General features: G+C 48.4%; 20 protein-coding genes. All 20 read right to left on the reverse strand.

Translation table 11 applies throughout. The features are described 5' to 3' along the window. Positions 1-41: 41 nt before the first annotated feature. The 20 genes from NY07_RS07505 to NY07_RS07600 all read right to left on the reverse strand — a co-directional run bounded on the left by NY07_RS07505 (position 42) and on the right by NY07_RS07600 (position 23,199). A complete protein-coding gene (locus tag NY07_RS07505; protein WP_033538728.1) occupies positions 42-1,259 on the reverse strand; it encodes an aspartate aminotransferase family protein in 1,218 nt (405 codons plus the stop codon). Between the two features lie 524 nt (positions 1,260-1,783). Further along, entirely contained in the window at positions 1,784-2,929 is a 1,146-nt protein-coding gene (locus NY07_RS07510) for an HDOD domain-containing protein (protein ID WP_033538729.1), read from the reverse strand. A 117-nt stretch (positions 2,930-3,046) separates the two neighbouring features. Next, on the reverse strand, positions 3,047-5,521 hold the full coding sequence (locus tag NY07_RS07515; protein ID WP_033538730.1) for a S9 family peptidase: 2,475 nt from the start codon (positions 5,519-5,521) through the stop codon (positions 3,047-3,049). 203 nt (positions 5,522-5,724) lie between these two features. Next, a complete protein-coding gene (locus tag NY07_RS07520; RefSeq protein ID WP_033538731.1) occupies positions 5,725-6,312 on the reverse strand; it encodes an anthranilate synthase component II in 588 nt (195 codons plus the stop codon). A gap of 184 nt (positions 6,313-6,496) precedes the next feature. After that, positions 6,497-6,955, reverse strand: a complete 459-nt coding sequence (locus NY07_RS07525) for a ClpXP protease specificity-enhancing factor (protein ID WP_033538732.1) — start codon at positions 6,953-6,955, stop codon at positions 6,497-6,499. Further along, positions 6,956-7,585 (reverse strand): stringent starvation protein SspA, encoded by a 630-nt coding sequence (gene sspA / locus NY07_RS07530; RefSeq protein WP_033538733.1) that lies wholly within the window; start codon positions 7,583-7,585, stop codon positions 6,956-6,958. Positions 7,586-7,694: 109 nt separating this feature from the next. Next, the gene (locus tag NY07_RS07535) at positions 7,695-8,396 is read right to left on the reverse strand and encodes a cytochrome c1 (RefSeq protein ID WP_033538734.1); all 702 of its coding nucleotides are present in this window, start codon (positions 8,394-8,396) and stop codon (positions 7,695-7,697) included. Then, on the reverse strand, positions 8,396-9,610 hold the full coding sequence (locus tag NY07_RS07540) for a cytochrome b (protein WP_033538735.1): 1,215 nt from the start codon (positions 9,608-9,610) through the stop codon (positions 8,396-8,398). The genes NY07_RS07535 and NY07_RS07540 overlap by 1 nt, the downstream gene beginning before the upstream one ends. After that, on the reverse strand, positions 9,610-10,200 hold the full coding sequence (petA, locus tag NY07_RS07545; protein ID WP_033538736.1) for a ubiquinol-cytochrome c reductase iron-sulfur subunit: 591 nt from the start codon (positions 10,198-10,200) through the stop codon (positions 9,610-9,612). Before petA ends, NY07_RS07540 begins: the two co-directional genes overlap by 1 nt. A gap of 334 nt (positions 10,201-10,534) precedes the next feature. Then, positions 10,535-11,413: a protease modulator HflC gene (gene hflC / locus NY07_RS07550; RefSeq protein WP_033538737.1), complete on the reverse strand. Its 879-nt coding sequence runs from the start codon at positions 11,411-11,413 to the stop codon at positions 10,535-10,537. A 2-nt stretch (positions 11,414-11,415) separates the two neighbouring features. Then, positions 11,416-12,558, reverse strand: a complete 1,143-nt coding sequence (hflK, locus tag NY07_RS07555; protein ID WP_033538738.1) for an FtsH protease activity modulator HflK — start codon at positions 12,556-12,558, stop codon at positions 11,416-11,418. A gap of 43 nt (positions 12,559-12,601) precedes the next feature. After that, the gene (hflX, locus tag NY07_RS07560) at positions 12,602-13,900 is read right to left on the reverse strand and encodes a ribosome rescue GTPase HflX (protein WP_033538739.1); all 1,299 of its coding nucleotides are present in this window, start codon (positions 13,898-13,900) and stop codon (positions 12,602-12,604) included. A 20-nt stretch (positions 13,901-13,920) separates the two neighbouring features. After that, a complete protein-coding gene (hfq, locus tag NY07_RS07565; protein WP_033538740.1) occupies positions 13,921-14,199 on the reverse strand; it encodes an RNA chaperone Hfq in 279 nt (92 codons plus the stop codon). A 91-nt stretch (positions 14,200-14,290) separates the two neighbouring features. Continuing rightward, a complete protein-coding gene (miaA, locus tag NY07_RS07570) occupies positions 14,291-15,217 on the reverse strand; it encodes a tRNA (adenosine(37)-N6)-dimethylallyltransferase MiaA (protein ID WP_033538741.1) in 927 nt (308 codons plus the stop codon). After that, the gene (gene mutL, locus NY07_RS07575) at positions 15,210-17,024 is read right to left on the reverse strand and encodes a DNA mismatch repair endonuclease MutL (protein WP_033538742.1); all 1,815 of its coding nucleotides are present in this window, start codon (positions 17,022-17,024) and stop codon (positions 15,210-15,212) included. The genes miaA and mutL overlap by 8 nt, the downstream gene beginning before the upstream one ends. Before the next feature lie 9 nt (positions 17,025-17,033). After that, entirely contained in the window at positions 17,034-18,353 is a 1,320-nt protein-coding gene (locus NY07_RS07580; protein WP_033538743.1) for an N-acetylmuramoyl-L-alanine amidase, read from the reverse strand. A gap of 2 nt (positions 18,354-18,355) precedes the next feature. Then, positions 18,356-18,814 carry a tRNA (adenosine(37)-N6)-threonylcarbamoyltransferase complex ATPase subunit type 1 TsaE gene (gene tsaE / locus NY07_RS07585; protein ID WP_033538744.1) on the reverse strand — a complete coding sequence of 153 codons (459 nt, stop codon included), beginning with the start codon at positions 18,812-18,814 and terminating at the stop codon, positions 18,356-18,358. A gap of 251 nt (positions 18,815-19,065) precedes the next feature. Continuing rightward, complete coding sequence (locus tag NY07_RS07590) at positions 19,066-20,544, reverse strand: bifunctional ADP-dependent NAD(P)H-hydrate dehydratase/NAD(P)H-hydrate epimerase (RefSeq protein WP_033538745.1); 1,479 nt, start codon at positions 20,542-20,544, stop codon at positions 19,066-19,068. A 412-nt stretch (positions 20,545-20,956) separates the two neighbouring features. Further along, the gene (locus NY07_RS07595) at positions 20,957-21,412 is read right to left on the reverse strand and encodes a hypothetical protein (protein WP_033538746.1); all 456 of its coding nucleotides are present in this window, start codon (positions 21,410-21,412) and stop codon (positions 20,957-20,959) included. Between the two features lie 464 nt (positions 21,413-21,876). Further along, positions 21,877-23,199: a serine hydrolase domain-containing protein gene (locus NY07_RS07600; RefSeq protein WP_052125544.1), complete on the reverse strand. Its 1,323-nt coding sequence runs from the start codon at positions 23,197-23,199 to the stop codon at positions 21,877-21,879. Positions 23,200-23,240: the final 41 nt, after the last annotated feature.

Consider the following 23,240-nt stretch of genomic DNA (forward strand, 5'->3'; position numbering starts at 1 on the left):
GACAAAAAAGCGCGGCTGTTACCCCGCGCTTATACTGTCGCTTAGCCAGCTACTACTTTGGCTACTGCACGTTCGAAACGAGCAAGACCCTCGGCGATATCGGCCTCAGGGATAACAAGAGAAGGAGTAAAACGAATAACGTTTGCACCGGCAACCAGGCTCATCAAGCCTTCACCGATACCGGCAACCAAGAAATCTTTTGAACGCCCTTGGTATTGCTCATTCAGTACCGCGCCCAGTAGCAAGCCTTGACCGCGCACTTGGCTAAATACATTGTACTTTTCGTTGATCTGGTTCAGGCCATCACGTAGCAGCTGCTCGCGACGTTTAACACCCTCAAGCACCTCAGGGGTGTTCACTACGTCAAGTACCGCATTACCTATGGCGCACGCTAACGGGTTACCGCCGTAAGTCGAACCATGAGTACCAATCTTAAGGTGAGAGGCAATCTCAGTCGTAGTCAGCATCGCCGCGATAGGGAAACCACCACCTAGCGCCTTAGCGGTAGTGAGGATATCCGGTACCACGTCGGTACGCATGTAGGCGTAAAGTTCACCCAGACGACCCACACCCGTTTGTACTTCATCGAAGATCACTAGGGCGTTGTGCTTGTCGGCCAGGGCGCGAACAGCCTGCAGGAACTCAGGATCGGCATCAATGATACCGCCTTCGCCTTGAAGCGGCTCAAGCATGATGGCACATGTCTTATCAGACACTTCGGCTTCAAGCGCCGCAATGTCGTTAAATGGTAAGTGAGTAATAGATTGTGGCTTAGGACCAAAACCGTCAGAGTATGCCGCCTGACCACCAACACTTACGGTGAAGAAGGTTCGGCCGTGGAAAGCCTTGTCGAAGGCGATGATCTGATCTTTTTCAGCGCCAAATTTTTCCATGGCATAACGGCGCGCCAGCTTAAGGGCTGCCTCGTTAGCTTCTGCGCCAGAGTTGGCAAAATAAACCTTTTCGGCGAAAGTGGCCTCAACCAGTTTAGTCGCCAGCGCCAGAGCTGGCTCGTTCGTCATAACGTTTGAAAGATGCCAAAGCTTCTCGCCTTGCTCTTTTAATGCGCTCACAAGCGCCGGATGACAATGACCTAAACAGTTCACCGCGATACCACCGGCAAAATCTATAAACTCGTTGCCATCCTGATCCCAAACTCGGCTCCCCTCACCACGGACAGGGATCACAGCCGAAGGTGCATAGTTAGGCACCATTACTTCATCAAACTGGGCTCGGGTTAGCTTATGGTTTACGCTCATTCTACTCATCCTTTCAATGTTGCCGAAGGCTTCAACAGCCTGTCGTACCCGTCTTTTTTCGAAAAGCGGCGCCCTTCGATGACGGTTATTTTGTTTTCTAGGGGGTCATTAATAGCGAAAACGTGATCAAAATACCAGTTCCTCTAGTCAAGCCTTCTTTGTATGTGCATAACAAATGCATAAAGATTTGAGCTTAAAGGTTATACAAGCGTTTATAACCCCGCGTTGAGCATAAATAGTCAGAAAAAAATTTATCGACCCAAGCTTTCACTAATAATGTAAATATTTTGAATATATAGTCACATTCGGCGTGACGTGGATAGTAAAACATTTCCACAGCAAATAACACTAAAAACAGGCAGTAACCCAGTTCCTTTCGACTGTCATAATGAATTCACCTTTTCCGCCGGCTCTGTTACCTCAGGTCACTGCTGCCGGGGATTAGCGCTCCATAAAACAAAAGCCACAGCCCTCACTAGAGGCGCCATGGCTTTGTCCAAATAACAAGAATCCAACAAGCAAAATCAATAGAGATCTAGCTTGCGGTAGTTTTGCCCCTTAAGACGTATCTGTTCCTGCTCTGACAACTGATAATAGTCGAACATCAGCTGTTTCTCTTTCGGCGAGATCATCCGCATCTCTTCGAGCATCAATACCTTAGCAAAACAGCTGGCGCGAGCCACTAAGGCGGCATACTCGGAAAGCTCACTATAGCTAAGCGAGGTGTCGAGTTCCTTTTGCGTCTGGGTCAGGAGGCTGGTGTTAAAGTCGAGCAGCTCCGGCAGACGCCAATTCAACTTATGGGCATGTTGTAGCACCTGCTGATAGATCTCCTCGGCGGGGAACTCGGTAGCCAGCACGGCGTCATGCAGCTCCTTATCGCGACTGGCACTAGCCTCGCGCAGCCAGGTTCCCCAGATATTCTCATAAACTTTAGCGCTGTTTTTCAGCACCACAGAGATCCCGAGTTGGTGCAGCAGACTGCTGGTATAGGCTTGGGCGATATCCAGCTCGTTAAGCTGTGCCAACGCCTTGGCGGCAATGCCAGTTAACATGGCGTATCGCCACAGCTTACGTGTTGTCCACAGTAAATTGGCATGGCCTGTAGGCAACCAATTACGCAAGCAAAAATAGGGAATCACCAGCTTAAGGTTTTCCACCCCAATAAAGTTAAGCACCAGCTTTATCTCAGTCACCTTAACGTCAGAACGATGTTGCCGCTTGTGTCTGAAGGATGGACTATTGACCATATTGGTGAGATCCCGCGCCAGCCAAGGCAGATCGGCGATCAGCAGACGTAAGCGATTGAGATCGAGGTTTTTCTCATACAGAAGCTCCAGCATCAACATCTGGTTCTCGTTGATCCCCGACTGCTTTATCAAGAGATCAGGCGACGCAAGTTGATTATCCAAGGTGGTGGTGATCGTGGTGATCAGCTGGGCCGACACCGCCTCATACACCTGCCTGGCTTGGATCTGCTTTGAGAGGCGCTCAAACACGGCGTCGCGCTCGATATCGAGCTTATTGGCATCATTTTCCAGTTCACGGTCTAGGTCATCAAACATAGACGCCGCGGCTTTTTGCTTGCCGACGATGATCTGTTTCAAAAGCCTGTGTTCTATATCAATGATGATCCCCGGACGGACACCACCGGCAATGGACTTTGCCACCTAAGCTGTTCTCCTCAGCAAACTAAGCTCACTGGCCTTATATTACACCAATTCAGTGACTTCACAGCGAGAAGTTGGCAACAAAAAAAGGGTCTCCATTGGAGACCCTCTTGATTATCACTTTAACTCTTGCTCGAATAACTTAAAGATACGGCGATATTCATCTAACCAGCTCGATGGCTGACGGAAACCGTGAGGTTCAACCGGATAGATTGCCGTTTCAAACATTGGTTTCTCCAGCTCAATCAATCGCTGTACCAGACGCACGCTATCTTGGAAGAAAACGTTATCATCCAGTACGCCACTCATGATAAGCAGAGGCTTCTGCAGGCCCTCGGCATGTTCAATCGGTGAGCTGCGCTCGTAGGCGATAGCATCCACATCCGGGGTGTTGAGTATGTTAGAGGTATAAGGCGCATTATAATGAGCCCAATCGCTTACCGGACGTAGTGCCGCCCCGGCCTGGAACAACTCTGGTTCGTTAAACAGCGCCATAAAGGTGAGGAAACCACCGTAGGAGCCACCATAGGTGCCGACGCGATTGGCATCGACATTGACATTGCTTGCCATCCAGCTGACGCCATCTTTGAGATCTTCGACTTCTGGGTGGCCCATGTTGCGGTACACCGCAGTTCGCCAGTCACGGCCATAGCCTTTAGAGCCTCGATAGTCCATATCCATCACCACATAACCCTGCTGGGTTAACAGGTTGTGGAACATAAACTCACGGAAGTAGCCCGAGAAACCATAATGGGCGTTTTGCAGATAACCCGCACCATGGTTAAAGATCACCGCTGGGTACTTATCAGCGCTCGCCTTATCATAACCTTGTGGCAGATAAACCCTTGCATAGACATCTCCTGCGCCATGGCTCGATGGCACCTTAACCACTTCTGGTGCCTGCCAAGGATACTGCTTGAAGGCATCTGACGTGTAATGAGTCAACTGCTTAATCTCTCCGCCAATGGCCTGTACAAACAGCTCGCTAGGCTCGGTGCGGCGCGATGCATTAAGCAGTAGCTTGCTACCGTCTGGGCTCAGGCTGTAATCCAACTGACCATCCCATTGGGTAAGCTGCTCACTCTGCCCCGTGGCCAGCTTAACGCGGTACACATTGTCGATACCCGGATGGTCTTTGTTGGCCTTGTAGTAGATATACTCGGCCTTGGGGCCCAGGGTGATGTCGCTAACCACATACTGACCCTGGGTCAGTGCCTGGGGTTTGGCTCCACTTGGCTTAAGGTAAAGGTGAGAATAACCGGTTTCTTCCGAGAGATAATAAAGGGTATCGCTCTCTGGTAGCCAGCCAAACTGATTGAAATTGTAGTTAACCCAGGCATCGTCGTGCAGTCTATGCTCGGTATTAAGCTTGCCTGCAGCCAGGTTAAGGGTGGCAATCCATCTATCTTTGTTGTCCACGGCTTCGAGCATGATAGCGACTTTGTTGTCCTTGGCCTGCCACTGCATAGCGCTCTGAGTCCAGCCCCAGTCTTGCATCAGCTGGACTTTACGCGGACTCTTCTCGCTCTTATAGGTCTCGCCTTTCGCTTTGGCATTTTCGGCCTTTACCGAAGCCAGCACATCTTCATCGAAACCTGTGAGTCCTTCGATAGTGATATCGCGCTTCTCATGCTGCACCAGATCAAGCAACACCAGACGCTCCCCGGGAAACTTATCTTCGGCGACACGGGCCCTGGCAGGTACGGCATCAACATAACCCTGACTGCCTAAGTAGTTGGGCATAATGTCATGCTCTGAGCGCCAGCTATAGTTTTTATCGACCAGAGAGAGCAGCAGGTAGCGACCGTCGGGCGACAGACTCATCTGAGAAACGGTTTCCTCTTCGCCCAGATACCAGGTTTTAGCGGTCATTGTGGGATCTTGCTTGGCAAGTTCAGCCTGATATTGCTCGTTCTGTTCGGCTTGGGTCTGCTGCAAGGCGACATACTCAATCAGCCTGTGCTGCTGCTTGGCGATATAGCTGCTCGGCGCCTCAACACCTTTAGGTGCCTTAGCCATCTTAATATTGGCAATCTGTTCATACAGGCCAGTATCGCCATGGATACGGAACACCTGCTGCCCTTGCCAATAGGCGATATCGCCATTGGTCAGGAAACGCACGCCATCGACCTTAGTGTTTTGACGTGTCAGCTGTGACACCTTGCCACTGAGCAGATCTTTAACGAACAGATTGCCCTGATAGATATAGGCCTTACGAGTACGGTCACTATCTAGCACGCCATATTGCTGATCCGCTTGATGTAGGGCATCAAGTGCCAACTTTGAGGCTTCACCGGCTGTTATTGACTGTTGATAATAGTCTCGCAGAGGAGACTGATGCGCCTGACGGGCAAAGTAAACTGACTGGCTGTCATCACTCCAGTATTCGCCCTTGGCGAGGATACCCATCCAATCTGGATTAGCCATGATCTGATTCAGTGTCAGCTGACTGTCAACACTCGGCGGCGTTGCCAGCACGACAGGCGATGGCGCCTTGGTTTGAACCTTGTCAGTTGAAGGGGTTGCAGCACAGCCCCCTAAGATGGTGAGGGTCAATATGCTCAGACCCAATCCACGAAACGCACCCGTCATCGTCCTTCCTTATTATTGATATTACCCAGACAGCAAGAGGCTGAGCCTTGTTATTTTGCTGCCTTTTATATCATAAAATGAGGAAAGGACGGTGAGATTAGCAGGATAAAACTTGTAACATTTTGAAAAAAAGCCGCGCGATTCATTAACTTTTGCGACACCTAATTTGGAGAGAGAAAAGCTGATATTTCTGGAAGTAAAAACTAGCTTAATGGCCTTTGGGCTAACTTAACCATATTAGCCAGAAGCTCTAACCCTTGTTCGGTCAGTATCGATTCTGGATGAAACTGCACGCCGTAGAGACCAAGGCTAGGATGACTCATGGCCATGATCTCACGCCCATGTACAGGGTCATCAAACCAGGCATCCAGCTCAAATCCTTCTGGCACTTCATCGACTAGCAAGGAGTGATAGCGAGTGACGGTCAGCGGCTGATTTAAATCCTGAAACAGGCGACAATTGCTGTGCGTGATGGCGCTGGTCTTGCCGTGCATCACCCGCTTCGCTCGAACCACCTTAACACCAAAGGCCTGGGCGATCGCCTGATGGCCCAGACACACACCCAATATGGGAAGTTTGCCGGCAAAGTGGCTGATGGCTGCTAAGGATATCCCCGCCTCATTGGGGCTGCAGGGACCAGGTGAAATCACTAACAAACTCGGAGCCAAGGCCTCTATCTCCTCAAGCGTCACCTCATCGTTGCGCCTGACGACTATCTCCTCACCTAACTGCTGAAAATACTGCACTAGGTTAAAGGTAAAGGAGTCGTAATTGTCGATCATCAGGATCATGGATAAATTGCTCGTGTGAGTTGTGTCGCGTTTTTCTGGCGCCGATGCTAACACAGAGTCCTGATGGGATCATCCACTCTGCCTATTCGAGCTTAAACCTCTGCCGATAAAGCAACATGCTAATGGAAGATTTGTGATACAAAAAAACCAGCCTAGGCTGGTTTTTTTATCGGGTGTTGGTGTTTCACTTCACTATAGTGAGGTGACCACGACGCTTTGGCTTTTCCTTGTCTTGCGACGCCGTTGAAGACGGCTTGTCTTCAGTCTTAGTCTCATCGACAACGGAGAGCCCTAAATCTTGGGCATCCGCCTCCAGTTGATAGGCCTCTTCCTGATCGAATACGGTACCTGCGCCATTTTCTCTGGCATAGATAGCGACGATCGAGGCCATAGGCAATACCACCTGCTGGGGTACGCCACCAAAACGGGCGTTAAACTCGATGAAGTCATGACCTATCTGCAAATTACCCACAGCACTGGCGGTAATATTAAGCACTATCTGTCCATCTTTAACATACTGCTGCGGCACTTGCGTACCAGGTACATAGGCATCGACCACTACATGTGGTGTCAGCTCATTGTCCATCAGCCAATCATAGTAGGCCTGCAACAAATAAGGACGGTTAGGGGTCATCGGCTTCATTTAGATACCCATGCGCATTTCGCGCTCAGCCTCGGTCAAAGACGCCTTAAATGAATCACGATCAAACAGACGTGTCATATAGGCTTTAACCTCTTTTGCTGTGCGGCTATCTAGCTCGATACCCAATACAGGCAGACGCCATAACAGCGGGCCTAAGTAGCAGTCGGCCAGGCCGAACTCTTCAGCCATGAAGTAAGGCATTTCGTTAAAGATAGGTGCGATAGCGGTCAGGCTTTCCTGCAACTCTTTACGCGCCTCATCGGCACGATCGCCATTACGGATACGATCGACCAGGCTGTACCAGTCGTTTTCGATGCGGTGCATCATCAGACGCGTCTGACCACGTGATACAGGGTAAACAGGCATAAGAGGTGGATGCGGGAAACGCTCATCCAGATATTCCATTATGATGCGTGAGTTATAGAGCACAAGTTCACGATCAACCAGAGTCGGTACTGTGTTGTATGGATTTAGCTCAATAAGATCTTCAGGCATTTCACTAGGATCTACCTGCAGAACATCGACAGTCACTCCCTTCTCCGCCAAGACGATACGGACTTGATGGCTATAGAGATCGTCGGCGCCTGAAAACAGGGTCATGATTGAGCGTTTATTGGCAGCAACAGCCATTGATACCCTCCAAGATTTAAATTCAAAAAGCTAAAAAAGCAAAAACAAACGAGGGGCAAAGCCCCCCGTTTATAATATGCGGATAATATATTCTAACCTTTATTGGGGGTTAGTGTACATCTTTCCAGTACTCTTTCTTCAAGAGGTAGGCCACAATAAAGAAAATAAACAGGAAGCCCAATACCCACCAACCTAAGCGTTCACGCTCAAGTTTGACTGGCTCACCCGAATAAACCAGGAAGCCAGTGATATCACGAACCACTTGATCATATTCTTCTGCGGTTAGCTTGCCACCCATAGTGACAAAGCTGCCATCTTCTTGTTTAACCGGCAAACCTTGCAGCTCTTCCAGTACGTGTGGCATGGCCACTGACGGAAATACTGTGTTGTTTACACCAAATGGACGAGAGTCATCTTTGTAGAAGCTCTTTAAATAAGTGTAAACCCAGTCTTCACCACGTACACGAGCTACCAAGGTCAAATCTGGCGGCGCAGCACCAAACCATTTAGCCGCTTCGGCTTCAGGAATGGCGTTCTCCATCAGATCGCCCACTTTAGCGTCACTGTTAAACATATACTTGTTACGCATATCGTCTACAGAGATACCTAAGTCTTCGGCAACGCGGTTATAACGCTGGTACTGAGTGCTGTGACAACCTGAACAGTAGTGTTGGAAAGCATCCAAACCACGTTCGAGCGACTCTTTGTCATTCAGGTCGACGTTAGCACTTTCTAGATGAACATTGGCACCACCTGCAGCAAACGCAAGAGATGGTACTAATGTAACTAATGCAATCAGTAATTTTTTCATTAGTGGGTCAACCTCTCTGGTACAGGCTTAGTTTTCTCATTCTTACTGTATAGCCACAGCGCTAAGAAGAAACCGAAGTATGTCAGAGTAAAGATACGCGCAGCAATTGTCAGCGTCGGCGTCGCAGGTACGGCACCCAAGTAGCCTAAGACAATGAAAGATACGGCAAACTGACCAATATTCAGCTTATGAATCATGCTACGGTAGCGAATTGACTTCACCTTACAACGATCTAACCAAGGTAGAACGAAGAGGACAGCAATCGCTAGGCCCATGCCGACAACCCCTAATAACTTATCAGGAATCGCACGCAGAATGGCGTAGAAAGGCGTGAAGTACCAAACAGGAGCGATATGCTCAGGGGTCTTCATTGGGTTAGCCGCTTCAAAGTTTGGCTTCTCCAGGAAGTATCCACCACCTTCAGGCATAAAGAACAACACGTAGCAGAAGACAATCAGGAAACCAGCGACGCCCATGATATCTTTCACTGTGTAGTATGGGTGGAATGGGATACCGTCTTTCGGCCAGCCATTCTCATCCTTGTTCTTCTTAATCTCGATACCATCAGGGTTGTTCGAACCCACTTCGTGCAGAGCGATAAGGTGTAAGAACACCAATACCACTAGGACTAAAGGTAGCGCGATAACGTGCAGGGCGAAGAAACGGTTCAGTGTCGCGCCAGAAACAACGAAGTCACCACGGATCCAAAGTGTTAGATCGTCACCGATAACAGGAATCGCACCGAACAGCGAGATAATAACCTGTGCTCCCCAGTAAGACATCTGTCCCCATGGCAGCAGATAACCCATAAAGGCTTCAGCCATCAGTACCAGGAAGATCAACATACCAAACAACCAGAGCAGTTCTCTTGGCTTTTGGTATGAACCATAGAGCAGTCCACGGAACATGTGCAGGTAGATCACCACGAAGAAGGCAGAAGCCCCCGTTGAGTGCATGTAACGTAGTAGCCAGCCATACTCCACATCACGCATGATGTATTCGATAGAGGCAAACGCACCTTCTGCAGTCGGCACATAGTTCATGGTTAGCCAGATACCGGTCAGCAACTGGTTAACCAGCACCAACATAGCCAAAGAACCAAAGAAATACCAGAAGTTGAAGTTGGTCGGCGTCGCATATTGACCAACGTGACGATTATAAGTCGCCGTCATTGGGATGCGTGCATCAATCCAATCGATAATATTCTTAACCATTATGCAGCCCCCTGATCGACACCGATAATCACGTTGCCGTCATCAATATATTGATGAGGTGGAACAACTAGGTTCAACGGCGCTGGTACACCTTGGAATACACGGCCTGCCATATCAAACTTAGAACCATGACATGGGCAGAAGAAACCAGACGCAACGCCTTCTACTTGCTCACCAAAGGTATCAGGTAGATACGTTGGCGAACAACCTAGATGCGTACATAGACCAACAGCAATAAAATACTCAGGCTTAATAGAACGAACCGCATTCTGCGCGTAGGCAGGTTGTTGCTCTTCGTTTGAGGCTGGATCACGTAGTTGATCATCGAGAGTAGCAAGACCGTTTAAGATCTCTTCAGTGCGGCGGACAACCCATACAGGCTTACCACGCCATTCAACACGGATCAGCTGACCCGGTTCTAACTTACTAATATTTACTTCAACCGGCGCACCTGCAGCTTTCGCTTTGGCACTCGGATTCCACGACTTTATAAAAGGAACCGCTACAGCGACGGCACCAACACCACCCACTACGGCGGTTGCTGCGGTCAGGAATCTGCGACGTCCGGTATCGACTGGCGCATTGCTCATCCACTTATCTCCAGAGAGTGTTGGAATTTTTGTTTTAAAAATTTTTGATTTTGGGGTTTTACCCCAAAGCGCAAAAATCAAATTTGAGGCGGGGCTCATTATAGCCAAAAATTAGAACCAGATCATAGTAAAACAAAGCACAAAGTTAACTATGATAGAAAAATGGCGATTCTAGAAGATAAAGAGCAGCAATACAAAAGATAATCGACCAGGATTTTACGACAAAAAATAATAAACAAGAATAACAATCAAAGCTAAATTAGTAACTTGCACCGATAAGAGTAAAAAAAGCCCGAACTTGTCGGGCTTTAATACAAATCAGACTCAATGAGAACTATTTAGCGTTAGCGTCCTTCATATACTTGAAGAAGTCACCTTCCGGCTCAATGACCATAACGTTAGACCCCTTCTCGAAACTTGCCTGATAAGCCTCTAGGCTACGCAAGAAAGAGTAAAACTCAGGATCTTTCTTATAAGCATCTGCATAGATCTTCGCGGCAATGGCATCACCTTCACCACGTACCTGCAGAGCCTTACGCTCAGCCTCGGCGATCTGAATAGTCACACTCGCATCTGTCTTAGCGCGAATGATCTCAGACTGCTCCTTACCCTGAGCACGATGCTCTTTCGCCACCGCGGTACGCTCGGCGCGCATACGCTGGTAAATGCTCGAACTCACGTTAGCAGGCAGGTTGATCTGCTTAACACGCACATCGACCACCTCGATACCTAGATCTTGAGCACTATCAGAAGCATTACGCAAAGCGTCTTGCTGAAGCTCATCACGGCTACCAGAAACGATATCTTTAATGGTACGACGACCAAACTCGGTACGCAGATCGTTGTTGATCTTGCGCTGGAGTAGAGACTCAGCCTGAACCTTGTTACCGCCGTTAGTGGCCAGATAGTACTTCTCATGATCCTTGATGCGCCATTTCACATAAGAATCGACCATCAAATCTTTCTTCTCTGAGGTCACGAAGCGATCCGCAGCGCCATCCATCGTCTGGATACGAGAATCTAAAATCTTGATCTTATCGATCACTGGTAACTTTATGTGCAGACCCGGCTTGTAGATACGAGTCACACCATCATCTTTAAGGATCTTACCAAAGCGAGACACGATAGCGCGTTCACCTTCGTTAACCACCATCAAAGATGACAGGCCCACGGCAACTAAGATAGCTGCAATAATGACAGATAATCTACCCATGTTTAGTTCCTCCCCTGACGAGTTCGGTCGCTACGAGAAGGTCTTCCATCCAGCGGCATGCTCACACTATCTACTATGCTATTAACTGAATCATTGACCGCATCCAACTCAACAGACTTAGTCGGTTTAGTTTGAGTGCGCTGTTCCATTAACTTATCTAACGGCAGATACATCATGTTATTGCCCGACTTAGAGTCGACCAATACCTTATTGGTGCCAGAAAGCACTTTTGACATGGCATCTATGTAGAGACGGTTACGAGTCACTTCTGGTGCCGCCTGGTACTCAGGCAACAACTTCTCGAAACGAGCCACTTTACCGCGAGCCTCTAAGATCTCACGTTCTTTATATGCATTTGCCTGCTGCTCCATACGCTGCACAGTACCGCGCGCCTTAGGCTCGATCTCACGAGAATAAGCCTCAGCTTCACGAATAAAGCGCTGCTCATCTTCCTGAGCGGCGATGGCATCATCGAAGGCATCTTTTACCTCTTCAGGCGGACGTGCTGGCAAGAAGTTCACGTCACGGATCTCAATACCTAGATTGTAAGGCTTGATGATACGCTCAACTTCTTCCCAAGTATCACGACGGATCTGATCACGACCAGTCGTCAAAATGTCATCCATCCTGTTGTGACCTACGACATAACGCAGCGCACTGTCAGTCGCTTCACGCAAGCTCGAATTGGCATCAACCGCGCTAAACAAATAGCGATAAGGATCGACAACAATATATTGCACATCCAGCTCAACCAGCACGACGTTTTCGTCCGCGGTAAGCATGCTGCCAGAGGCAGGAATAGAGCGAACATTACTCACGTTCACTGGGAAGACCTCATCGATAAAGGTTGCCTTCCACTGCAGGCCCGGCTCTACTTGGCCAATATATTCACCAAAACGTAGCGCCACACCCTTTTCGGCTTCTTTCACCGTATAGAAACCTGAGAGTCCCCACACGACAACGGCGATGCCTAATACAATGATAAAACCTAATGCACTGAAACCACCGCCAGCGCCATTACCTTTACCACCAAAACGCTTAGAAATATTCTTAAATACTTCATCGAGATCTGGTGGCCCTTTGTCATTGCCGTTCTTGTTTCCCCAAGGGTCTTGACCCTTGTTACCGGGCTCGTTCCAAGCCATTTAGCACTCCATAGGTGTATGAAATAAACGAGATTACTAAAAACTACTCTATTGATGCTGTTTCAACAATAAAGGTTTCCAACTCCCCTTGGCTCTGCTTAGCTAATCGGTGCCAATCGGCCTCCAATAAGCGTACAGACACGATACAGTTCCCCAGATCGTCATACTCTTTCTGCTGTATCACATCCAGTCGATAAAACTGGCCAAGATAATGTCCGGCCGTCGCCGGAATACACAAGGTCAACTCTACTATGGCACGACCAATCAATTGATTGATTGCCTTTTCAAGTAATTCCAAGCCTAAACGCTGTTGAGCCGAAACCCAAACACGCGTTGGGACCCCATCGCCATCATAGTCGATCTTAGGTCCCACTTCTTCCAACAGATCTATCTTGTTACAGACAATGAGCTGTGGAATCTCTTCGGCGCCAATTTCTTTCAGTACTAATTGTACCTGTTCAAAATTGTCGCCCATGTTTTCATCAGCACTATCAACCACATGTAACAGAAGATCCGCTTCGCGAGTTTCCTGTAACGTGGCTTTAAACGCAGCCACCAAGTCATGGGGAAGATGTCTGATAAATCCAACGGTATCAGCCAAAATGACCGAACCGTCTTCTAAGTCCAGCTTACGTAAGGTCGGATCGAGTGTCGCAAACAGCTGATCGGCAGCATAGACCTCGGAAACGGTTAACGCGTTAAACAAGGTTGACTTGCCCGCGTTGGTATAACCCACCAGTGATACTGTGGCTAACTCGCTTCTTTGTCTTGCGCGTCGACTCTGCTCACGCTGTTTATCGACTTTCTCGAGCCGCTTGTTGATGGTCTTAATACGACCACGAAGCAAACGTCTATCGGTTTCCAGCTGAGTTTCACCCGGTCCCCGCAGGCCGATGCCCCCTTTTTGACGTTCAAGGTGGGTCCAACCACGGATCAGGCGCGTTGACATGTGGCGCAATTGCGCTAGCTCCACCTGCAACTTGCCTTCATAAGTCCTGGCGCGCTGAGCAAAAATATCAAGAATCAGTGTCGTACGGTCTAAGACCCGGCACTGACAGATCAACTCAAGATTACGCTCTTGTGCAGGACTCAAGGCGTGGTTAAAAATCACCACATTGGCGTCAGTAGCGGCAACCATAGCTGCCAACTCTTCCGCTTTACCTGTACCAACAAAATACTTTCTATCTGGAGAACGACGACTTCCCGTGATCACGCCTACGGTTTCAGCGCCTGCCGATTCGACTAATAAACGAAGTTCGGTAATATCTTCCCTACTGTCTTCATCTGAAAAGTCGATATGGACAAGTACTGCAGCTTCTCCCGCCTCATAGCGTTCAAACAAAAATCGAACTCCTTAGGAAATTACTCAGCACTATCATCATGCGGTGCGTTATAACCGGCAGACTGATTTGGCGTATTATGGTGGCTGCTCACGTTAAATGGACGTGCAGGCACCACAGTTGAGATAGCGTGCTTGTATACCATCTGGCTGACGGTGTTCTTCAATAAAATAACAAACTGATCGAATGACTCAACCTGTCCTTGAAGCTTGATACCATTAACTAGGTAGATAGATACCGGAACGCGTTCACGTCGTAATGCGTTCAAAAATGGGTCTTGTAAAGATTGCCCCTTAGCCATTTGTAATTTCCTTTTTATTAAAATTAATTAAAACCTAATACAGCATCAATTTCTGGTTTGGTTTTAGTATTATACAGAGTGAATGAATTAGCTAGCGACAATGCTCTAATAGTCGCGCCAGATTTGATTCATCACCACTCTCCAGCCAATTTAGATCAGCCCATCCTCGCAACCATGTTAATTGACGCTTAGCCAATTGCCTAGTCGCAACTATGGATTTTTCGACCATAGTATCATAGTCATATTCCCCATCGAGATACTGCCACACTTGGCGATATCCCACACATCTCATCGAAGGCAGGTCTAGATGCAGATCCTCTCGCGCCTTGAGCGCTTGCACCTCTTCGACGAAACCTTGATTTAACATCAATTTAAATCTTTCTGCTATAGCAAGGTGTAGCACTTTACGATCTTTAGGTGCTATACCAAATTGCACCACCTTATAAGGCAAAGCATCAGCCTTAACCTCAGTTAAGGTCGTCAGGCTCTTACCACTAATGCGGTATACCTCTAATGCCCGCGACAGTCGCTGCGGATCATTAGGGTGAATACGCTCTGCAGACACAGGATCTATCTGGCGTAACTGATCATGCAAGGCTTGCCACCCTTTGGTCTCAGCCTCTTTCGCTATCTCAGCCCGAATCGTTTCATCGGCTGGCGGCAATGGAGATAACCCCTCTAATAGCGCCTTGAAATAGAGCATAGTGCCTCCCACCAAGAGTGGTGTTTTACCCGCACTTAAAATCTGCTCTATCTCTGCTATCGCATCGCTGCGAAAATCCGCCGCGGAATAACTTTCGCTCGGGTCACGAATATCGATCAAACGATGAGGTGCACGACTGAGCTCTTCCTGGGTCGGTTTAGCACTGCCGATATCCATACCACGGTAGATAAGCGCTGAGTCCACCGAGATGATCTCGCAATTATGCTCTTCGGCCAAAGCCATCGCAAGCGCAGTCTTACCCGACGCGGTCGGTCCCATCAGGGTGATAATTGTCGGCTGACTCTCGCTATTCACTCGTTTGCTCACCTAACCATTCTTGCCAAGGCAAAGCCTTAGCCATAGATAAAATGTCTTGCTGCTGCGACTCTGGTAATCCCATAAGTTCAGCCCACAGCGCACTGGCAGAACTAAACTGGCCGCTCGACTGTTCAACCAACCAATTAATCAACGCATCGGTCGTGGGCTCTTCGAAGCGTATCCACTGTAAAAACTCAGGAACCACGCTCGCCAGCTGACTCTGCCTTAGATATGGGGGCACTTTTTTAATTATCAACTGGCCAAGACGAATAGTTAGCTCTAGGCCTAATTTTCTAATTAGCTGCTCACGCTCAAGCAGGGTTTGTTGCCAATCTTCATCGACTTTAACCGACACAGGCATTAAGAGCGGCTGACCTATCAGCCCCGATGCCAGCTTGGCCGATATCTGTTGCCGAGCAACTTCGCGCGCCACGCTAGATAAACCGAGCAAAGCCAATTCGGCTCCTCGCACCAGCAGCCAATAGCGGCCGTCTAGCACCTGAGGCATCTGCGGCTGATTGGCTGTAGCCTGATGGTTTACTTGACCAGGAGTGGTCATCAACTGAGCATAACTATCGACTGCCGCCTGGCTTGGGAGCTCGGTACTGGCATAACTTCGGCCGCGACTGCTTGTCTGGTGCTGACTGCTGTAACCCTGGCCGTGAGACTCGCTGATTCGAGCGTCGCCATACTCCCTCCCGCTCTCTCCCCGTTGAGACTCAGACATCAACGGCCTGATATAAGCGGTTTGCGTCTCTGCAGCGGGAACATTGGCAGGCCTAGCGAATACAGGTTCAAAACTCAGTTCGCTACTTTGGCGCAGCGCCGACTCTAGGGCTTGCAAGATAAAATCATGAACATAGCGGCTCTCATGAAAGCGCACCTCATGCTTGGCCGGATGCACATTCACATCAACCTGATGGGGATCCAAGCTCAACATCAACACAAAGGCTATCTGCTCGCCCTGTAGTTGCTGTGCAAACGCCTGACGCACCGCGTGATTCACCAATCGGTCACGCACCAAGCGGCCATTAACATAAAAATATTGAGTATCGCCGACAGGCATCTCGCTGTTGGGAGACTGAATGTAACCACTCAAGCTCAAGCCGTTATGCTCACAGTCGACCTTTAGGGCATTCTCGGCAAAAGCCTTACCGCTAACTTGACCCAGACGTTGCAGATACTGGGCTTCGGTCTTCGCTGGACGATAGTTACGCACCTGTTTGCCGTTGTGCTTAAGCGTAAAGTGAATCTCGCTACGCACTAGGGCAATACGCTTAAGCCATTCATCGATATGGGTAAATTCAGTTTTATCACTCTTTAGAAATCGGCGCCTGGCTGGTGTGTTGAAAAACAGATCCGCCGCTTCGACCGTGGAGCCCACTGGATGGGCAGCAGGGATCACCTTGACCGCCATCTCTGAGCCTTCGGCGTAGGCTTGCCAGGCTTCTGCTTGCTCTTGGGTACGAGAGGTAAAGGTTAATCTGGATACCGAACTGATACTGGCAAGGGCCTCACCGCGAAAACCAAAACTCAAAATAGCGTCGAGATCGTCTAATGAGGCCAACTTAGAGGTGGCATGGCGCGACAACGCGAGACTAAGCTCCTCTTTGGGAATACCCGAGCCATTATCTGTGATCTTAATAAGCTTACTGCCGCCCTTATCGATCTCGATATCGACACGTGTGGCACCCGCATCCAGGCTGTTTTCAACTAACTCCTTGATAACAGATGCCGGACGTTCCACCACCTCCCCGGCGGCTATCTGGTTAGCCAATTGAGGAGGCAAAACTCTAATCGTCATCTTGGATCCTTAAGCCCTGGGAATAATCAGCTTTTGACCAATAAACAAGGTATTCGACTTGAGCTTATTGGCTTTTTTAATGCTGGCGATTGAAACCTGATAACGATGGGCAATCACAGATAAAGACTCACCGGCGGCCACTTTATGCTTGAAACCACTCTTGCTCGCCAGCAGGGTATGTGCGGGCGGATTATTCTCGAAATAACGCACCACACCTTTATGAACGGCATTGGCGATATTGTTTTGATGATCGCGCTGGGTCAACAGACGCTCTTCTCTATGATTCGAAATAAAGCCTGTTTCGACCAGAATGGAAGGAATATCTGGCGACTTGAGCACCGCGAAACTCGCCGCCTCAGGCTTATGCTTGTGCAGACGCGTCACCTTGCCCAAGTTGTCTAGTACGTCGCCGGCAATGTTATGGCTGATCGCCATCGATCTATCCATGGACATATCCAGCAGCGTCATAGCCAAATACTGCTCATTGTCGGTGTTTTGAATAATTTCACCGGCTCCACCAAGCAGTTCAGAATGTTTCTCTTTTTGCTCTAACCAACGACCAATTTCACTGTTGGCCCGGCGCATCGACAGCACCCATACCGAGGCGCCGTGAGGCTGAGGAGAAGTAAAGGCATCTGCATGGATAGAGATCAGCAGATCCGCCTTGCTGTTGCGGGCAATCTCCGAGCGTCTATTCAGGTTGACGAAGTAATCGCCGGTGCGGGTCATAACGGCGCGCATACCTGGGGTGGCATTAATTTTGGCCTCCACCTTTTTAGCGATCTGCAGCACCACCTTTTTCTCATAAGTGCCTTTGGGCCCAATGGAACCTGGGTCATCGCCACCATGTCCCGCATCAATCGCCACGATAACGTCCCTAAGCTCTTGCTCTGGATCCGCTTTTACCGTTTTCTTATTAACACTATCCCCTTCAAGATCCACGACCAGGCGGTTACCATAGGGGGCTGTGGGTGCCAATGAAAATAAGTTAGCTTTAGCAGGCTTCACCAGATCAATCACCAACCTCAGCGTTCCCTTCTTCGGCGGTTTACTAACACGTACCCGTTTTACCAGCTTACTGTTATTTTCAATCTTACTTAGATCTAGGCCCGTTGCCGTGGTCGCAAGATCCACGACCAAACGATAGGGACTGGTCAGGGTGAAGTGGGTGTATTTTGGCGGCTCACGCAGATCAAACACCACACGTGTCGATTCAGGAGCCGCCCAGATGCGTACACCTTCCAGCTTATTTGCACTATAGGCAATGGAAGGAATACAAAGTAGGACAATCAATAATATACGTTTTATTAGTGATTCAGTTCTTATCATTATTATGTATAACTATCTAACAAAATCTCGCCGGCACGCGATTGCGCCGTCAGTGTGACCTCGCGGCCCTGTTGATGATATTGAATATCGATCGCCAGATCAGCCTCAGGCAAGAGTCCAACGCCCTTGTCAGGCCACTCAACGATACACAGGCTCGACTCAGTGAAATAATCTCTAATCCCCATGAATTCAAGTTCTTCAGGATCACTTAACCGATACAGATCAAAATGATACACATCTATATCACCCAACTCATATGGCTCAACCAGTGTATAGGTAGGGCTCTTTACCGCGCCCTTATGCCCTAGGCTTTGGATCAAACCACGGCTAAATGTGGTTTTACCTGCGCCCAATTCACCGCTCAAATAGAGAGTCAATGGCGGCTTAATCGCACTGGCTAACCTTTGACCTAAACTAACGGTTTCTGCTTCATTTTCAAGATAAACTTTCACTGTTCTCATCGTATCTATCACTAATTCAGGACAAACCTTTTTTGAGCCAGATACTTTAACCTAAACCGACGTTTATCTAAACAAACATTAGCGCATTTTAATCTGGTTAGAGCCTGTTAATCTTTCCTGATTGTTTTTGCAGCAGCTTGTTGGCCAATTGTACAAGGCAGAGCCAGTAAAGTTTTTATCTACACCGGCTGGCGATAATGCCGTACAAAGGGGTCATCCAAATGACCCCTGAAAGACCAACGGGCCCTGAGCTAAATCTTATCAACCAGGGCGCGAATATGTTCAAACAGGTCACAGGCCAACATCCCCCGCTCCCCCTTTTCAGCAGCAAAATCAGCCGCCACACCATGAACCACCACTCCGGCACTGGCGGCGTCCATCATAGGCATCCCTTGCGCCATTAAGGCTGCAATAATCCCGCCCAATACGTCACCACTGCCACCGCTCGCAAGCCCCGGATTACCCACAGGCGCAACATGGCAATTTTTGCCGTCATAAATCAAAGTGCCAGCACCTTTTAGCACGACAACACCACCATACTTAGCCTGCAACTTGTAGACGGCAGCGAACCTATCCGCCTCCACCTCTGCAATACTTATCCCCAAAAGACGGGCCGCCTCGCCACTGTGGGGCGTCAACACCCAATTGCTTTGCTTAGTCGGCTCTAATGCCAACAAATTCAGCGCATCGGCATCCATCACGCAGGGTTTATCGCTCAACCCCGTTGCCTTGAGCAAGTTGTAACCCCAGTCGCGTTTACCTAGCCCTGGACCAATCAGCAAAATATCCGCCCAGCCCAGACGCTGATACACCTCCATATCCACCAGCTCGCAACCCCAGAACATGATTTCCGGACGACCCGCATTCACTACGGTCAAATGTTCAGGCCTTGAGATCACTGCCACTAAGCCCGCGCCAGCCCTTAGACAGCTCTCAGCCGCCAATCGAGGCGCCCCGGCCATCCCAAAATCACCGCCGATCACTGTGACTTTGCCGCAGGCGCCTTTATGACTGTTCTTTGCCCTAGCGGGCAAACCGAGATCAGTAAGACGGTAAGCGATATTAGTCACCTTAGATTCGGGTAAGAAGGGCTGTAAGCCAATATCGGCAAACCAGAGTCGCCCGACACAATCTCTTGCCTTACCTGTGATCAGGCCCTGTTTGGGCGCGCCAAAAGTCAAGGTGACATCAGCTCTAACGGCCAACAAACCTGCGCCGGTATCGACATCGATTCCTGAGGGAACATCGAGTGACAAGATCCAAGGCGAGTAACTTTGCATTAAGGTGATGATATCCACAAAGGGCGCACGAACCTCGCCTTTAACCCCTGTGCCCAACAGGCCATCAATCACGACCTCAGCCTCTTTTAAGGCGTCTTTGTAATCAGTTAACTGATGCCCACCGGCAGCCAAAAAAGCCGCCTTCGCATAATTGACCCCCTCACCTAACTCGGTACGCTCGACGGCATATAAGGAGACATCACAGCCAGATTCGAGCAGCAAGGTCGCGCAAATGTATGCATCAGCTCCGTTGTTGCCATAGCCGGCCAATACCAGAATTTTGTTATTGAGCTTCCCTTCGCGCTGTAATAGCTCGAAAGCCGATTGACCTGCCTTGTCGATCAATTCGCATAAACTTGCCTCACCGGACGCAATCATGCGCGCTTCGGCTTCCCTTATTGCTTGCGCCGTATATAACGCAGATGGAAGCTGCCCGTCACTAAACAACATCTGGAATCTCCTTTACAAATCTCATCTTTTCGGGCTCCCTAGCCAATCTCTTAAGCATATTCGATATTTGAGCTTTTAATCGCCAATAGATTCATGTCAAACAGCACTGAATGAAAGAAGTTTGATCTGGCACAAGAAATCGCGGCCTAAAACAACAGGGAGACTCAAAAGACTTGAGAGGCAGTTATCGCCACCCAGACAACAAATAGCCCCCTAATAGCCATAATCAGTTAGATTACTATCACAACAACTGGCTTTAACAGGGATGATTACGCAAATAAAAAAGAAAGGTAAGAACAAAAAAGCGATTTAAAATAGGGGGGTGCACGATAAAACACTCAATATTTAGCATCACAAACAAAAAAGGCGCACAAGGCACCTTTTTTAACAAGCGTTACAACATATTGCCGGGTTAAATATCTTCCATTCTCAGGCTGCTATGCACCAGACGTTGTTGCTGGATCTTTTCGACACGCACCAGATCATTTAAAGCATTTTTCACATCACCCGGCACAGAGGATTCGGCCGTCTTCTCAAACAGACCGATCAAACGATTATCCAGATCCAGGTGCAACTCTAACAGATCATCTTCATTCATATTGGCCGCAGGAATCACCTCCTGGCAGCGTTTGATAAAGTCTTCGAACACGATATCGTTGTACCACAGCTCTAACAGACGAGATGGTGCCTCTTCGATGTAATCATCTATCTTCTGAGACACTTCTTTTTCATGTTGCTGCAAATACTCCAGCATCAACTTCACACGAGAAGAATCTACAGCACTATGCAAACGCGCATACAGACGGGCCATTTCCAAGCGACACTTAGAGACATATGCCAACTGTTCATTAAGTTGTTGAAATCTCATCTTACCTTCTCCAATCGATGCCAATTCTAGGCGTTAGTACTGACTTGATTTCATTATGGAAGTATTTATCCCAGTTTTTTTTGAACAATGTCATAGTTTGGGCACTTCTGGAGTCGCTACATTAGACAAGCTTAAAGAATTTTATCTCACATCACGCAAATGCAAATTTTGTGATCTTCTCACCGCAGTTTTGCCAATAGTCGCTAGTTTAGGGGCTTTGGCAACCTACTTACCCGGCAACAACGGGTTTAGATTGAAGCCAGCATAATGCATAAAAATTCATCCTCCGCGTCGGACAGCCACTTGTTAAGGCGCGAGAAACCTAGACACTTTCTAGCGACTGCAATGAACGCCTATAACACTATGCCCCCGGCTTTAAGTGAAAACGTATCTACGCCAGCAATACAAAAGCGGCACCCATTGGGTGCCGCCTTACGAGTATTCAACTTGCGATTAAGCGCGGTTTATTTGTCGAATAAGCCTGAAGTGGCAATTTTACGCGCATAGCGGTGGCCAGAGTGGTCTTCGTTATTGACGTTGAAATATACAATCACTAGGTCTCGGCTAGGTGATACATATAAACCTTGAGTCATCAAACCACCTTTCCACATATCGCCATCAGCCCAAAGTACATCCCACTGGCGGCTGTTAGCAACGATATCGGTAGAACCTAAATAGTCTTCCATAACAGCGCCATCGAATCCTTTCATAAAGAATTCGTGAGAACGTTTTTCAGTATGAATGCGTTTTAGAATGTCATCTGAAACCACTTGTTCAGTAGCGATTTTGTTCCAGCTTGGCGTGTAAAGCATACCAAAGCGTGCGAAGTCTCTCAGGTTACTAGAGATTAAACCATGAGCCGCCACAATACCGTCGGTAGTCATGTGTAACTGTAGTGAACCTTCAGCGCCCACTTTTGACCATACTCGACGGTCAAATATTTGATGCCAACGTTCGTGCTCTACTTCTTCAGCAATAAGCACTAACATTTGAGTAAGGCCTGAAGCGTACTGAAAAGACAAACCTGGTTCTTCTTTAGCTTTAGTGCTTTTAAGTACTTCTGCCAAAGTTTCTAGACCGTGTTTTTCATTAGGGAAACCAAATTCAGCTTCATAAACACGGCGTGCCACGTTATTGGGATCAAAGCGAGACTCGCTGGTATCTTCCAAATCCATACCGGTCGCCATATCCAAGATATCGCGTGTGGTAATGCCGTCCCAATCGGTGCCTTTAAAATCAGTTAAATAGTTAGTTACTGGGGCATTTTCGTCAATTTTGCCCTCACTGATAAGCATGTCGATCAATAAACTAGCGGTAGGTTTCGCTGAAGACATCCAAACATGAACATCCTCTTGGCGCATCCGTGGGTATTTTTCGTATACGATATTGCCTTTGTGCACCACGAGGAAACCCTGGGCACCATCAGATTGTTCTAAAAACTGATCCAGCGTCAGCGGCCCTTTTAACTTACTCTCTGACGTCATGTCAGATTTTATTAAGCCCACTTCAGGCATTGGCTTTTGACCCAATGGCATCACCGCTTGGCGAGCGGGTAACACTGCCGTAGGTAAAAACTCAGAAGCGCGCATGTTGAAATAAGCAGAAATATCACCGCCTAAAAACAGCTCGCCATAGTTTGCTTCACGGGTGGCCTTCTCAAGCTCTATTGGAAAACCATTTTTAAACTCAATAAGAGGTGTTTTATCTTGAGCCATCGCTTGCGGCAAAACGCAAGCAAACGCAGAGGCTAAAAGCACAGATTTGGAGACTTGACTAAACTTTTTCATGATGAATCCTATAAACAATATCTTGTTTCATAAAGTCTATA

This window comes from Shewanella sp. ECSMB14101 (genome assembly GCF_000773485.1).
In the GTDB taxonomy this organism is placed as follows: Bacteria; Pseudomonadota; Gammaproteobacteria; order Enterobacterales; family Shewanellaceae; genus Shewanella; species Shewanella marisflavi.